We start from the raw sequence: 13,787 nt of genomic DNA on the forward strand, positions 1-13,787 counted from the left end.
CTCCTTCGGTGTTAATGCTTCGAATTACGGGCTTCCGGAATTATCCGGAGTGCCTAGGGGAGGGTAACGACCGTCGCGGCGTACACGAGACCCGCCCCGAAGCCGATGACGAGCGCGGTGTCGCCGCTCTTCGCCTGTCCGGTCGCCAGGAGCCGCTCCATTGCGAGCGGGATCGAGGCGGCCGAGGTGTTGCCGGTGGTCTCCACGTCACGGGCGACCGTGACGTGGTCCGGCAGCTTGAGAGTCTTCACCATCGAGTCGATGATCCGCATGTTGGCCTGGTGCGGAATGAAGACGTCCAGGTCGTCCGGGCTGATTCCGGCCGCGTCCAGCGCCTGCTGGGCGACCTTCGCCATCTCGAACACGGCCCAGCGGAACACCGCCTGGCCCTCCTGCGTGATCGCGGGGAACTTGCCCGAGCTGTCGTACTCGTTCCACGGCACGGTCTGCTTGATGGTCTCCGACTTGTCGCCCTCGGAACCCCAGATCGTGGGACCGATGGCCGGCTCGTCCGAGGGACCCACGACGACAGCGCCCGCGCCGTCGCCGAACAGGAACGCCGTCGCACGGTCCTCGAGGTCGGTCAGATCGCTGAGCCGCTCCACGCCGATGACCAGGACGTACTCGGCCGAACCCTCGACGATCATGCCCTTGGCCAGGGTCAGACCGTAGCCGAAGCCCGCACAGCCGGCCGAGATGTCGAAGGCGGCCGCCTTGCCGGTGCCCAGCTTGTCGGCGATCTCGGTCGCCACCGCCGGGGTCTGCTTGAAGTGCGAGACCGTGGAGACGATCACGCCACCGATCTGGTCGGCGGCGATCCCGGCGTCGGCGATCGCCTTGCCGGAGGCCTCGATCGACATCGCGGCCACGGTCTCCTCGGCGGAGGCCCAGTGGCGGGTGGCGATGCCGGAGCGCGAGCGGATCCACTCGTCGGAGGAGTCGATCGTCTCCAGGATCACCTCGTTGGGCACCACCCGCACGGGCCGGTAGCCGCCCACGCCCATGATGCGGGCGTACGGGGCGCCCTTGCTGGGGCGGATCTTCGACATGGCTCTCGGCTCCTTAGGCGGATGCATGCTCGGCGATGAGCGCACGAGCCGCGTCGAGGTCGGCGGGGGTCTTCAGGGCGACGGTCTTGACACCCGGCATGGCGCGCTTGGCGAGGCCGGTCAGGGTGCCGCCCGGGCACAGCTCGACCAGCGCCGTCGCGCCCAGCTCGTTGAAGGTCTCCATGCACAGGTCCCAACGGACCGGATTGGAGACCTGGTTGACCAGGCGGGCCACGATCTCCTGGCCGCTCGCCACGGCCTTGCCGTCCGCGTTCGAGACGTAGGTGAAGCGCGGGTCGGCGATCTCCAGGGAGGTCGCCGCCTCTTCGAGCGCCGCGACGGCCGGGGCCATGTGGTGCGTGTGGAAGGCGCCGGCCACCTTGAGGGCCACCACGCGGCGTACGCCCTCGGGCTTGTCGGCCTCCAGCGCGGCCAGCTGCTCGGCGGTGCCGGCGGCCACGATCTGGCCCGCGCCGTTCACGTTCGCCGGCGTCAGGCCGAGCTTCTCCAGGTGCGGCAGCACGTGCTCGGGCTCGCCGCCGAGCAGGGCGGCCATGCCGGTCGGCGTCACGGCCGCGGCCTCGGCCATGCCCAGGCCCCGCTTGCGGACGAAGCCGAGCGCGGCCTCCTCCGACAGGACGCCCGCGAACGCGGTGGCGGTGATCTCGCCGACGCTGTGCCCGGCGACGGCCCCCGGGGCGATGTCACCCAGGGCCGAGGCGGACAGCAGACCGGCGGCGACCAGCAGGGGCTGGGCCACGGCGGTGTCGCGGATCGCGTCGGCGTCCGCCTGCGTGCCGTAGTGGACGAGGTCAAGACCGATGGCGTCCGACCATGCGGCGAGCCGGTCGGCAGCGCCGGGGAGGTCGAGCCAGGGGGTCAGGAAGCCGGGCGTCTGAGCGCCTTGGCCGGGAGCGACGAGTACGAGCACTCTCACACTCTCTCTTGTGGACGGCTCCGCACGCCCGTGGGGACAGGGACGAAGAACCGTCGGGGGAATTGTGGGTGTCCGACAAAAGTCTAGGACTGTGAATCTCCGTCGGCCAGACGCCCCAGGATCAGCGCGATCCTCAGCGTGAACGCGGAGCGCACGTCGGACGGCGACCACCCGGTGACGTCCGTCACACGTCGGAGCCGGTAGCGAACGGTATTGGGGTGGACGAACAGCATCCGGGCGGCGCCCTCCAGGCTGCTCGCCTGCTCCAGATAAACGCTCAAGGTTTCCAGGAGCGCCGAGCCCGCCTCCTCCAGCGGTCTGTAGATCTCCTCCACCAGCTGCTCGCGCGCGGCAGGATCCGACGCGATCGCCCGCTCCGGCAGCAGATCGTCCGCGAGAACCGGCCGGGGAGCGTCCTGCCAGGCCGAGCACGCCTTGAGGCCGGCCGCCGCCGCCTGCGCGGACCGGGTCGCGGCCAGCAGGTCCGGCACGATGGGCCCGGCCACCACGGGCCCCGCCGCATACGGCCCGATCAGGCCCTTGGCGACCTGGAGCGGGTTGTCGCTGCCGCCCGCGATGACGACCAGGCGGTTGCCGAGCACCCCGGTCAGGACCTGGAGCTTGGCGTGCCGGGCGGCCCGCCGGATCGCCTCCACGGTGAGCTCGCTGTCGCCGTCCGGGGCCGTACCGAGCACCACGCACACGTGCTCGGGGGAGTTCCAGCCGAGCGCCGCGGCCCGCGACACCGCGCCCTCGTCGGCCTCGCCGGACAGCACCGCGTTGACCACCAGGGATTCGAGGCGGGCGTCCCAGGCGCCGCGGGCCTCGGCGGCCTGCGCGTACACCTGGGCCGTCGCGAAGGCGATCTCGCGGGCGTACACGAGCAGTGCCTCGCGCAGGATGGACTCGTCACCCGGGGCCGCGACCTCCTCGATCGCGGTCTCCATGACCTCGATGGTGGTGCGCACCATCTCGACGGTCTGGCGCAGCGTGATCGCGCGGGTCAGTTCGCGCGGGGCCGTGCCGAAGACGTCGGTCGAGATCGCCTGGGGCGTCTCGGGATGCCGGAACCACTCGGTGAAGGCGGCGATGCCGGCCTGGGCGACCAGACCGATCCACGACCGGTTCTCCGGCGGCATCGCCCGGTACCACGGCAGTGTCGCGTCCATGCGGGCGATCGCGTTCGCGGCGAGCCGCCCCGAGGACTGCTCAAGACGCTTCAGGGTCGCGGCATGCGGATGGGCATTCTTCGCGGGGTGTACGGGATCGGGTGCTGGCACGGGGACAAGACTGCCTTATCGGGAACCCTCCCTGCCGGGCCGGGGTGAGACCGGCGGCCGATCGGGGCGTGCGGAAGGAGCGACCCGCGTCCGCGTCCGGGTCTACCGTGGTGGACGTGATTTCAGTCAGGCGCGCTGACGAGCGCTATCGGGGCGGGGAACCGGACGCCGGTATCGAATCCCTGCACGCCTTCTCCTTCGGCCGGTTCTACGATCCGGACAACCTCCGGTTCGGGCCGGTCCTGGCCTGCAACGAGGAGCGGCTCGCGCCCGGCGCGGGCTTCGACGAGCATCCGCACAGCCACACCGAGATCCTCACGTGGGTGATCGAGGGCGAGCTCACCCACCGCGACTCGGCGGGCCGCACCACCGTGGTGCGCCCCGGCGACGTGCAGTGCCTGAGCTCCGCCGGCGGCGTCCGGCACGAGGAGCGCAACGAGGGCACGGACCCGCTGGTCTTCCTCCAGATGTGGCTCGCCCCGAGGAAGCCCGGCGGCGAGCCCTCGTACGACATCGTGCACGGCATCGCCGACTCCACGCCCTACGCGGTGCTCCCGGCGGGCGCGATGCTGTACGTGCGCCGCCTCGCCCCCGGCGAGCGCACCGCAGTGCCGGACGCGCCGGGGGTGTACGTCCACGTCGTACGCGGCCGGGTGGGCCTCGCCCAGGAGGCGCTCGGGCCCGGCGACTCGGCAAGGATCACCGGAGCGCTGGGCCTGGAGCTGACGGCGGACGAGGACGCCGAGGTGCTGTTCTGGGAGTTCGCCGCGGTGTGAAGCGGGGGCGCTGCTTCCGGGAGCCCGGCTAGGTGTGAAGCGGGGGCGCTGCTTCCGGGAGCCCGGCTCCGCGTGCATTCGGCCGGCTGCCGGTCCGGGGCGGCTCAGCTCCGGGTGAACTCGGCCAGTACCGAGTCGGTGAGGACGGGCCACACCTCGACCGCCCAGGGCCCGAACGCGCGGTCCGTCAGGGCCACACAGGCCAGGCCCGCGTCCGGGTCGACCCACAGGAACGTGCCGGACTGGCCGAAGTGGCCGAAGGTGCGCGGCGAGGACGAACTCCCGGTCCAGTGCGGGGACTTGGCGCCCCGGATCTCGAAGCCGAGGCCCCAGTCGTTGGGGTTCTGGTGGCCGTAGCCGGGCAGCACGCCCTTGAGGCCCGGGTACTGCACGTGCATCGCCTCGGCGACCGTGGCCGGGTGGAGCAGCTGCGGCGCCTGCACTTCGGCGGCGAACTTCGCGAGGTCCCCGACGGTCGAGACGCCGTCCTTGGCGGGCGAGCCGTCCAGGGTGCTGGCGCTCATGCCGAGCGGCTCGAAGACGGCCTGGCGCACGTACTCGGCGAAGGGGATGCCGGACTGCTTGGCGATGTGGTCGCCGAGGACTTCGAACCCGGCGTTGGAGTACAGCCGCCGGTCGCCGGGCGGCGCCATCACCCGGTGCTCGTCGAAGGCGAGCCCCGAGGTGTGCGCGAGCAGGTGCCGGACGGTGGACCCGGCCGGCCCGGCCGGCTCGTCGAGCTCGACCGCCCCCTCCTCGTACGCGACGAGGGCCGCGTACGCGGCGAGCGGCTTGGTGACGGAGGCCAGTGGGAACCGGTGGGACAGCGGCCCGTGCGTGCCGGCAAGCGTTCCGTCGGCGCGCACCACGGCCGCCGCGGCGGTCGGTACGGGCCAGGTCTCGATGATCCGCAGGCTCTCCATGCGCACGAGCCTAGTAGGCGCGGCGCGGGCGTCGCAGGGCGGGACGGGGGCCGTGCGCGGGGCCTCCCGGGGCGCCCCGGGAGGCGGCGGGCGACACGACACGAGAACGTCACGCAATTCGCTTGCTTCGAGTGCACTCCAAGGTTCTAGCGTGGAGGACATGACGGTGATCGACAGCACAACGGTGACGGTGGAGCGGGCTCGGCAGGACCTCTGTGCGACCGATCCGCGCCATCCGCGTCCCGACGGCCAGGACCGCTACACGATCAGCGAGGTCGTGGCGAGCACCGGCCTCACCGCGCACACCCTCCGCTGGTACGAGCGGATCGGCCTCATGCCGCACGTGGACCGCTCGCACACCGGCCAGCGCCGGTTCACCAACAGGGACCTGGACTGGCTGGCCTTCGTCGGCAAGCTCCGGCTCACCGGGATGCCAGTCGCCGACATGGTCCGCTACGCCGAACTCGTCCGGGAGGGCGAGCACACCTTCGAGGCGCGCCAGGAGCTCCTGGAGCAGACCCGGCGCGACGTCATGGCGCGCGTGGCGGAGCTCCACGACACGCTCGCCGTACTCGACTACAAGATCGACTTTTACGCCGGTGCCCGCAAGGCGTCGGAATCGGAAAGGGCCTGAACACTCATGAGCAACAGCCCCATCGAGAAGATCAGCACCGTCCGTCTCGGTGCCGAAGGCCCGCGGATCGGCGTCCAGGGCTTCGGTGCCATGGGCATCAGCGAGTTCTACGGCGACACCGACGAGGCCGCCGCCCGCGACACCCTGGAGGCGACCGTCGAGGCGGGCGTCACCCTCATCGACACCGCCGACATCTACGGATCCGGCGCCAACGAGGAGTTCCTCGCCCCGTTCCTCGCCGCCCACCGCGACGAGGTGACCCTGGCCACCAAGTTCGCCATCGAGCGCCGCGCCGACGACCCCGCCTACCGGGGCATCAACAACAGCCCCGCCTACATCAAGAAGGCCGTCGAGGCGAGCCTGCGCCGCCTGGACGTCGACGTCATCGACCTGTACTACATGCACCGCCGCGACCCCGAGGTGCCGCTCGCCGAGTCCGTCGGCGCGCTGGCCGAGCTGGTCGCCGAGGGCAAGATCAAGTACGTCGGTCTGAGCGAGGTCACCGGCGCCGAGCTGCGCGAGGCGCACGCCGTGCACCCGATCACCGCCCTCCAGTCGGAGTGGTCGGTCTTCAGCCGCGACGTCGAGCGCAGCGCGGTGCCGGCCGCCGCCGAACTCGGCGTCACCTTCGTGCCGTACTCGCCGCTCGGCCGGGGCTTCCTCACCGGGGCTTTCGCCGACGCGGGCAAGGACCTGAGCGCGAGCGACTTCCGCAAGTTCCAGCCGCGCTTCACCGGCGAGAACGCCGTGACCAACGCGGCCCTGCTCGAACCCCTCCACAAGATCGCGGCGGCGCACGGCGCGACGACCGCGCAGATCGCGCTCGCCTGGGTGCAGCAGCGGGCCCGGGTGCACGGCCTGACCGTCGTCCCGATCCCGGGCACCCGCAAGCGCTCCCGCCTCCTGGAGAACACCGGGGCGACCCGCATCACCCTGAGCGCGGACGAGCTGGCCCTCCTCGAGCCCATCGCCGGGCAGGTCGCGGGCGACCGCTACCCCGACATGTCCTCCACGTCGGCGGCCCGCGAGAAGTAGGCCGCACGAGGGGGCGTACGAGGGGCCGCGCGAAGGGTCGTACGAGACGTCGTACGAGAGGTCGTGCGAGGGCCCGGGGCTCACGCGAGCCCGAGCGCGAACACCGCGAAGCCCGCCGCGAGCAGCCCGGCCGCTGCCCGGCGGGCCTTCGTCGTCTTCGTCCAGGGTGCCTCGAAGCCGCGGGCGTAACGGGCGATCAGCACGAGCAGCACCGCGAACACCGGCATCCAGGCGAGCCGTTCACCGATCCAGGCCAGGGTGTCCGGCGCGGTGGTCAGGCCCGGCACCCGCCCGGCGAAGGAAGCCGGAACGGCGGCGGCCAGCAGCGCCGTCTGGTGCCAGCACAGAACGGTCATGGCGGACAGGTTGACGACCACCACGGGCGCCCAAAGGGCGGGCCGCTCGAGCCAGTTGGCGATCCGGTCGCGCGACAGGATCGCGGCGCCCGACTGGGCCGCGGCCAGCGCGAGCACCAGCAGCGACGGCGGATGCGAGTTGGTGCGCGCCGCACCGGGCACGCCGACCATCGACGCCGGGTAGTGGAAGAGGACGAGCAGCGCGGCGAAGAGCAGCGCCCCGCCGCCGAACAGGAGCCACGCACCCCGGCGCCCGATCCTCTTCTCCCCCCAGCAGACGCCGAGTTGGTAGGCGAACATCCAGCCCGGCAGGACGTTGACGAGGGACAGCCAGGACGGCATGGAGTCGGCGAAGGGCCCGTAGCGCAGGAAGTCCACGAGCGCGACGACCCCGAGCAGCGGCGCCGCCGCCCAGCCTCCCATCCTGCGCGCGGCCCCCACGCAGTACGGCGTGAGCGCGGTGACGACGACGTACACGCCGACGAACCACAGGGGCTGGATGACGAGCGTCGACCCGGTGCGCAGGGTGTCATGGGGGACGCCGAGGGCGTAGAGCGCGGGGATCAGCGCGGCCCAGACGGCGGTTACCCCGAGCACGGGCCGGCCGAGTCGGGCGACCCGCCCCCGGAGCCACTCGGCGGTGGACCCCTTGCGCCGATGGAAGGACAGGACGGAGGCGTAGCCGCCGACCAGGAAGAAGATGCCCAGCATCTGAAGCACCCAGCTGGCCGGCGCGAACCCGGCGAAGCTGGAGAGCGGACTGGCGTTGTGCAGCGCGCCCTCGCCGTCGCGGGTGAACCCGCCGAGCAGCCAGTGCCCGGTCGGTACGGCGAGCAGCGCGAGGGCCCGCAGCCCGTCGATGGCGCGGTCGCGGTGGGCCGGGGTCTTCCGCTCGATGTCCGAAATGGCCCTGGCAAGCGCGGAGTTGGTCATCGGACGTCTCCCGTGGCGATGGCGGCGAAGGCGGCGAGGGACTCGGTGCCGGGGGCGAAGTAGCCGGTGTGGCCCTGGGCGTCGGCGGCCGGTACGCGGCGGGCGCCGAAGGCCGGGTCGGTGGGGTCGGTGCCGTGGCCGAGCCCCGCGAACTCGATGTGCGGTACGTCGTCGATCCAGTCCGACGGGTCCTTCGCGGCCCACACCCGGGCGTGGGTGCCCAGGCCCGCGACGCTGTCGGCGCGCATGCCGGGGGAGCCGAGCGCCACGATGTCCGAGGCGTCGGTGTGCTTCGCGGCGAGCCCGCACACCACGGATCCGTAGCTGTGGCAGAACAGCGCGGGGTCGGGCGCGCCGACGGCGTCGAGCCCCTCGGTGAACCGTTCGAGCCGCCCGGCCCCCGCCTCGGCGAGCCGCCCCGAAGCGGCGTCGACCCCGACCCCGACGGGCGTGGTGTACCCGGCCCACGCGATCACGGCGACTCTCTGGTGGGTGGCGCCCCGCAGCGATGCCGCCATGCCGGCGGGGGTGCCGTAGGGGTCGTTCGCACGGTCGAAGGTACGGGCGTCGATGTCCGAGCCGGGCACGACGACGGCCACGTGGGCGGCGTGCGCCAACTCCCCGTAGACCTCGGCCACTTGACCCCGGCCGCGCGGATCGAAGGCGAGGATCTGCCGGTCGGGGGCGGCGAGGCGGGCGTAACGGGGGTCGTGCGTGGCGGTGACGGCGAGCCGGTTGGCCTCGTACCGGAGGGGTACGGGGGCGCCGTCGAGGTTCCCCACGACCTGGGGGTGGCGGTGAGTGAGGGCGGCTCGCTCGGCGGGACTCAACTCGGCGAAGAAGTCCGCTATTTGACGGGGCGTCGACGTCACGGGGTCCGGCAGCGGCCGTCCGCCCGCGCTGTCCGCCCGCCAGGCGGCGGTGCCGGGCGGCGGCCCGGTGACGGCCACCTGCGCGTCGGCCGTGGCCCACCCCGTCGTCCCCACGACCCCCGCGACGACGACCGCCCCCGCGACCAGCGCCCTGCGAATCCGCCCCATGCCCCGACTCCCTCTCCTCGTCCGTTCCTTGACGAGGGGGAAGGTAAGGAGGGGGTGGGCGGCTGGGCGTCACACCGGGGTGCCGTGTGCGGTGTGCTACCGGGGTAGGGGGTGGGTGGGGTGCGCTGGGGCTCTGCCCCAGACCCCGGGTTTCGCCCCTCCCCGCCCCTTCCCTAGACCCTCCGGGGGTGGAAGTGGGGTGGGTGGGCTTCCGGGGGCTGCGGCCCCTAACCCCTTTCCGTCTGCGGGCCGTGGGTGGCTGGTCGCGCAGTTCCCCGCGCCCCTAGCAGGATCGGTGCGGGCCCGCATCGGGGCATTTCAGCCCGTCCGGCGTTTGAGGACGAGCGCCGTTCAGGCGCGAACGGGGTCCGGGGCGGAGCCCCGAAGGGGGTGCAGGGGGCGGAGCCCCCGCAGGGGGTCTGGGGCGCAGCCCCAGTGGCCGAACCATCCCACCCCGGGTAACGGGCGGGCGGGTGGGCAAACCCCCCGGGGTCGGGGCGCAGCCCCAGGGGCTAGCCCGGGTCGCCGGGGCGTACCACTCCCGCCTCGTAGGCGAAGATCACCGCCTGGGCCCGGTCCCGGAGGTCGAGCTTCGCCAGCACCCGCCCGACATGCGTCTTCACCGTCTGCTCCGCCAGCACCAGCCGCCCCGCGATCTCCTGGTTCGACAGCCCCCGGGCGATCAGTTCGAGCACCTCCGTCTCCCGTGGCGTCAGCCCGTTGAGACGCAGCCCCACCGCCGACCGCCGCGGCGCCGGCCGCGCCGCGAAGTCCGCGATGAGGCGCCGCGTCACGGACGGCGCGAGCAGCGCCTCGCCCGCCGCCACGACCCGTACCGCCCCGATGAGATCCGCCGGCGGCGCGTCCTTGAGCAGGAAGCCCGACGCCCCCGCGCGCAGCGCCTCGTACACGTAGTCGTCGACGTCGAAGGTGGTCAGCATGAGCACCTTCGGGCGGTGCACGACCCCCGGCGGCGGGTTCAGGATCTCGCGGGCCGCGGCGAGCCCGTCCATCTCGGGCATGCGGACGTCCATGAGGACCACGTCGGGGTGGGTGGAGCGCGCCACGGCCACCCCCTGGCGGCCGTCCGGCGCCTCGCCCACCACGTCGATGTCGGCCTGCGCCGAGAGCAGCGCGGCGAACCCCGCGCGCACCATGGCCTGGTCGTCGACGATGATCACGCGGATGGGGCTCAACTGGCTTCCTTCGGGAGGGAGTTCACGGTCAGGGTGCCGGAGGCCGGCGCGGCGTCAAGCGGCAGGCGCGCCGCGACCCGGAAGCCGCCGTCCGGCAGCGGCCCGGTGTCCAGCGAACCACCGGTCAACCGTACGCGTTCCCGCATGCCGACGAGCCCGTGCCCCGTTCCGGTGGTCTCCAGGGGCGAAGTGCGGCCCGCCGTCGGGCCGTTGACGACGAGCACGGTCAGATGCCGCCCGTCGCCGGTGACGGAGACGCGGGTGGTGGCGCCCGGCGCGTGCCGTACGACATTGGCGAGCGCCTCCTGCACGATCCGGTACGCCGACAGGTCGACCGCGGGCGGCAGCGCGGGCAGGTCCGACGCGAGCGAGAGCGTGGCGGGCTGGCCGGCCCGTACGGTCGCCTCCACGAGCTGCTGGATGCGGTCCACGCCGGGCTGGGGCGCCCGCTCGCCCCCGTCCTCGCCGCTCCCGTCGCTGCGCAGCACCGTGAGCAGCCGCCGCATCTCGCTCAGCGACTCCCGGGCGCTGGAGGCGATGGACGCGAACTCCCCGCGGGCCGCCTCGTCGAGTCCGGCCAGCCGGTACGGCGCCGAGTCGGCCTGCACGGTGATCACCGACATGTGGTGGGCCACCACGTCGTGCAGCTCGCGGGCGATCCGGGCGCGCTCCTCCAGGAGGGTGCGCTGGGCCCGCTCGGCCCCGCTGATGGTCTCCTGCTCCGCGAGCGCCCGCTCGGCCTCCTCGCGCCGGTGCACGGCGCCGGTGAAGGCCAGCATCACGCCCGCCAGGACGATCAGCAGGACGTACGTACTGGTGGAGCCCCCGGGCGGGAAGACGCCCAGCCCCAGACTGGCCGCGCCCGTCACCAGCCACACCGTGACGAGCGTGCGGGTCCGCTCGCGAAGGCCGAGGCAGGCCATGAGCACGAGGTAGCCGACGATCACCGTCGGCGTCCACGGCCAGGCGCGCGAGGTCGTGTCTGCGCCGTACAGCAGGAGCGCGCCGAGCACGTCGAAGGCGAGGACGATCATCCAGGCCTGGAGCGGCCGGGTCACCGCGAGCAGCAGCGGGACCGTCTGGGCCACCCCGAGCGCCCCGGCCCAGCCGCCGCCCAGCCGGTAGTCGTTGGCGAGCACGGTGATGGTGACCGGGAGCAGCGCCGCCACGAACGCGCCGGCGACGACGTACGGGCTCCACCGCTGCCAGCGCTTGGGCGCCCGCGAGAACAGGGGGCGGGTGGCTTCGGCCGGGGGGCGCAGCAGACCGAGTGCGCGGCGGGAGACGACGGGTGTGATCTTCATGGCCCGGCCAGCCTAGGCAGGGCCGGGCCCGCCGCGCGTCATACCGGGGTGCCACCCGCACCCCGGACCCGGGTATCGGTCCCCGTGGATCTCCGCCGGTCGCCCCTACAGCTCGGCAAGCAGCTCCGCCTTCTTCGCGGTGAACTCGTCGTCGGTGACCAGGCCCGCCCGGTGCAGGTCACCGAGGTGACGGATCCTTTCCGCGATGTCGGCGGGGTCGCGCCGCCCCGCCGCGACCGGCACCGCCTGCAGCGGGATCGAGGCCCCGCCGCCACCCCGTACGGCGGCGAGGACGGCGGCCGCGAACGGCAGCGACTCGTGCACCGGGCCGTAGCCGAGGCCGAAGACGACGGACGCCGGGTCCCGGTCGGCCTGCGCGGAGCCGTCGTCGGCGTCCCGGCGCAGCAGCCGCAGATGGCCGTCGAAGACTTCGGGGGAGCGCCACTCGACGCCGCTCAGGGCGGCGACCGGGAAGGTCTGGTCGCCCGCCTTCCACTTCTCGGAGGAGGCGCCCGTCCAGAACCAGCGGAAGGTGACCTGCCGCCCGTCGAAGGCGGCCCGCCCGTCGTACGCCTTGAAGTTCAGCGGCGTCCCGGGCGCGTCCACCAGGTGGCGGTCGGCGGGTTTCGAGGCGTACGGCACCAGAGCGGTGCGCAGCTCGTCCGCGTAGTACTCGGCGAGCGTCTCGCGTTCGGCGGGCAGGACCAGACGGTAGGGGTCGCAGGACTCCTTCAACTGGCCCGCCGCGGCGTCCATCAGCGGGTCGGCGCCCGGTCTCGGCACCGCGTGCAGCACCACAGTGCCGCGTTTGCCCTGGGACAGTGACACCGACTCCAACGCCTCGTGGGGGATGCGTCGTTCGCGCAGCGCCTGGAACAGCTTCGGCGCGCGGATCCCCCGTTCGAAGCGGATGAGCACGGAGTCGGACTCGAACTCCCAGGTGGCATGAATTCCGGCCAGCACATCACCCATGCGCCTCATCGTAGGCGGCGCGCGCCCGCGCGTCCCCCCTCGGAGGAAACCCCGCTGTCGCGGGGGTGGCCGGGCGATCGGGCGGTGTCTACGCGTGTCCGCCCGTCGGTGTGCCCGTCAGGCCGCCGAACGGGAGGAGATTCCGCTGCCGCAGTCGGTGTCGTAGGCGGCACAGCCGACCGTCTGGTACGCGCCAACTCCGATGGCGGCGAAGTTGGCGAGGCTCTGCGTGCCGGGCTCGAAGTACCCGGTGTGGCCGATGGCTCCGGAGGCCGACAGGATCCGGGCGCCGAAGGCCGACGAGACCGGGTCGGCGCCGTGGCCGAGGCCCGCGACGTCCAGGTAGGGCACGTCCTGGATCCAGTCGTCCTTGTCCCGCATCGCCCACACCTGGGCCTTGGTGCCCAGCTGGGCGGCGTTGCGCACCCGCATGCCGGGGCTGCCGGCCACCGCGATGTCGCTCACGCGGGGCGGCAGTTGACGCGAGGAGACCCCGCACACCACCGAGCCGTAACTGTGGCAGAACAGCTCGACCGAGGACTTTCCGGGCAGCGCGCCCACCATCGCGGAGAGCCGCACGGCGCCGTCCTCGGCCAGCCGGCCGATGGCCGCGTCCACGCCGAGGCCGGCCGGCGCGGTGTAGTCGGCCCAGGCGATCACCGCGGTCCGGGTGTTCGGCGCGGCGGCGTGCTCGGCCGCGTACAGCGACTCGGCCATGCCGACCGGGGCGGTGTTGCTGCGGCTGCTCTTCTCGAAGGTCAGGATGTTGGTGTCGACGCCGGGAACGATCACCGAGACCCGCTGGGCGTGGTCCAGGTCGCCGAAGACCTCCGCGACCCGGCCGGTGTCGGCGGGGTCGAAGGCGAGGATCTGGCGGCCGTCGTCGAGCAGCGAGTCGAACCGGTGCATCCGGCGGCCCGCGTCCTGGCGGCCGTCGGCGGTGAGCCGGGAGTCGACCATGCGTTTCTTCTCGACCGCGCGCGCCTCGGTGAGCGCGACCCGGTTGGCCCGGTAGCGCAGGGGTACCGGAGCACCGTTGAGGTTGCCCACGACCAGCGGATAGCGGTCGGCGAGCCGGTTGCGCTCGGCGGCGGTGAGCGAGGCGAAGAACCGTGTCAGCTCGGTGGCCTTGGCGTCCGCCTTCGGCAGCTTGTGGCCGTCTATCGTGTCGCGGGCCCAGGCGGCGAGGGCCTTGGCGCGGGGCTCGGAGTCGCCGGAGTGGCCGCGGATCGCCGTCCAGCCGGAGGTCGCGAGCATGACGAACACGACGGCGAGCGCGAGCAGCGCGCGCCAGGCGTTCAGCGTGGGGGAGGAGTCGAAGGAAGTCACTGCTGACCACAGTAGGAGACCCT

Annotated in this window: 13 protein-coding genes; 3 read left to right on the forward strand and 10 right to left on the reverse strand. The window is 72.9% G+C overall.

What is annotated here, in order from left to right:
• Positions 1-53: 53 nt before the first annotated feature.
• The 3 genes from ACFYZA_RS09740 to ACFYZA_RS09750 form a co-directional block, all read right to left on the reverse strand.
• On the reverse strand, positions 54-1,049 hold the full coding sequence (locus tag ACFYZA_RS09740) for a ketoacyl-ACP synthase III (RefSeq protein WP_382591630.1): 996 nt from the start codon (positions 1,047-1,049) through the stop codon (positions 54-56).
• Between the two features lie 13 nt (positions 1,050-1,062).
• Positions 1,063-1,980, reverse strand: a complete 918-nt coding sequence (locus ACFYZA_RS09745) for an ACP S-malonyltransferase (protein ID WP_382591627.1) — start codon at positions 1,978-1,980, stop codon at positions 1,063-1,065.
• 89 nt (positions 1,981-2,069) lie between these two features.
• On the reverse strand, positions 2,070-3,266 hold the full coding sequence (locus tag ACFYZA_RS09750) for a PucR family transcriptional regulator (protein ID WP_382591624.1): 1,197 nt from the start codon (positions 3,264-3,266) through the stop codon (positions 2,070-2,072).
• Positions 3,267-3,382: 116 nt separating this feature from the next.
• Between ACFYZA_RS09750 and ACFYZA_RS09755 the strand changes: the two genes are divergently transcribed.
• A complete protein-coding gene (locus ACFYZA_RS09755) occupies positions 3,383-4,042 on the forward strand; it encodes a pirin family protein (RefSeq protein WP_388488917.1) in 660 nt (219 codons plus the stop codon).
• Between the two features lie 104 nt (positions 4,043-4,146).
• Here the strand turns inward: ACFYZA_RS09755 and ACFYZA_RS09760 are convergent, their stop codons facing one another.
• Positions 4,147-4,965, reverse strand: coding sequence for a serine hydrolase domain-containing protein (locus tag ACFYZA_RS09760; protein WP_388488920.1), 819 nt, complete (start codon positions 4,963-4,965; stop codon positions 4,147-4,149).
• 160 nt (positions 4,966-5,125) lie between these two features.
• Between ACFYZA_RS09760 and ACFYZA_RS09765 the strand changes: the two genes are divergently transcribed.
• Together ACFYZA_RS09765 and ACFYZA_RS09770 are read left to right on the forward strand one after the other, a co-directional pair.
• Complete coding sequence (locus ACFYZA_RS09765) at positions 5,126-5,599, forward strand: MerR family transcriptional regulator (RefSeq protein WP_388488923.1); 474 nt, start codon at positions 5,126-5,128, stop codon at positions 5,597-5,599.
• Positions 5,600-5,605: 6 nt separating this feature from the next.
• Positions 5,606-6,634 carry an aldo/keto reductase gene (locus tag ACFYZA_RS09770; RefSeq protein WP_388488926.1) on the forward strand — a complete coding sequence of 343 codons (1,029 nt, stop codon included), beginning with the start codon at positions 5,606-5,608 and terminating at the stop codon, positions 6,632-6,634.
• An 80-nt stretch (positions 6,635-6,714) separates the two neighbouring features.
• On the opposite strand, the gene ACFYZA_RS09775 is transcribed toward ACFYZA_RS09770, so the two are convergent.
• The 6 genes from ACFYZA_RS09775 to ACFYZA_RS09800 all read right to left on the reverse strand — a co-directional run bounded on the left by ACFYZA_RS09775 (position 6,715) and on the right by ACFYZA_RS09800 (position 13,764).
• The gene (locus tag ACFYZA_RS09775) at positions 6,715-7,923 is read right to left on the reverse strand and encodes an acyltransferase (protein WP_388488928.1); all 1,209 of its coding nucleotides are present in this window, start codon (positions 7,921-7,923) and stop codon (positions 6,715-6,717) included.
• Positions 7,920-8,963, reverse strand: a complete 1,044-nt coding sequence (locus tag ACFYZA_RS09780; RefSeq protein ID WP_388488930.1) for an alpha/beta hydrolase — start codon at positions 8,961-8,963, stop codon at positions 7,920-7,922. Before ACFYZA_RS09780 ends, ACFYZA_RS09775 begins: the two co-directional genes overlap by 4 nt.
• Before the next feature lie 512 nt (positions 8,964-9,475).
• Entirely contained in the window at positions 9,476-10,159 is a 684-nt protein-coding gene (locus tag ACFYZA_RS09785; protein WP_382591603.1) for a response regulator, read from the reverse strand.
• The gene (locus ACFYZA_RS09790; protein WP_382591600.1) at positions 10,156-11,463 is read right to left on the reverse strand and encodes a sensor histidine kinase; all 1,308 of its coding nucleotides are present in this window, start codon (positions 11,461-11,463) and stop codon (positions 10,156-10,158) included. Before ACFYZA_RS09790 ends, ACFYZA_RS09785 begins: the two co-directional genes overlap by 4 nt.
• Positions 11,464-11,568: 105 nt before the next feature.
• Positions 11,569-12,435, reverse strand: a complete 867-nt coding sequence (locus ACFYZA_RS09795) for a DUF4429 domain-containing protein (protein ID WP_388488933.1) — start codon at positions 12,433-12,435, stop codon at positions 11,569-11,571.
• A 117-nt stretch (positions 12,436-12,552) separates the two neighbouring features.
• The gene (locus ACFYZA_RS09800; RefSeq protein WP_388488935.1) at positions 12,553-13,764 is read right to left on the reverse strand and encodes an alpha/beta hydrolase; all 1,212 of its coding nucleotides are present in this window, start codon (positions 13,762-13,764) and stop codon (positions 12,553-12,555) included.
• Positions 13,765-13,787 lie beyond the last annotated feature (23 nt).

This window comes from Streptomyces sp. NPDC001828, from assembly GCF_042892175.1.
Lineage (GTDB): Bacteria > Actinomycetota > Actinomycetes > Streptomycetales > Streptomycetaceae > Streptomyces.

Excerpts from the sequence above, each read along its gene's own strand:
- ACFYZA_RS09760 (WP_388488920.1), bottom strand. The coding sequence starts at position 4,965 with ATGGAGAGCCTGCGGATCATCGAGACCTGGCCCGTACCGACCGCCGCG.
- ACFYZA_RS09770 (WP_388488926.1), top strand. The coding sequence starts at position 5,606 with ATGAGCAACAGCCCCATCGAGAAGATCAGCACCGTCCGTCTCGGTGCC.
- ACFYZA_RS09775 (WP_388488928.1), bottom strand. The coding sequence starts at position 7,923 with ATGACCAACTCCGCGCTTGCCAGGGCCATTTCGGACATCGAGCGGAAG.
- ACFYZA_RS09790 (WP_382591600.1), bottom strand. The coding sequence starts at position 11,463 with ATGAAGATCACACCCGTCGTCTCCCGCCGCGCACTCGGTCTGCTGCGC.
- ACFYZA_RS09740 (WP_382591630.1), bottom strand. The coding sequence starts at position 1,049 with ATGTCGAAGATCCGCCCCAGCAAGGGCGCCCCGTACGCCCGCATCATG.
- ACFYZA_RS09765 (WP_388488923.1), top strand. The coding sequence starts at position 5,126 with ATGACGGTGATCGACAGCACAACGGTGACGGTGGAGCGGGCTCGGCAG.
- ACFYZA_RS09795 (WP_388488933.1), bottom strand. The coding sequence starts at position 12,435 with ATGGGTGATGTGCTGGCCGGAATTCATGCCACCTGGGAGTTCGAGTCC.
- ACFYZA_RS09780 (WP_388488930.1), bottom strand. The coding sequence starts at position 8,963 with ATGGGGCGGATTCGCAGGGCGCTGGTCGCGGGGGCGGTCGTCGTCGCG.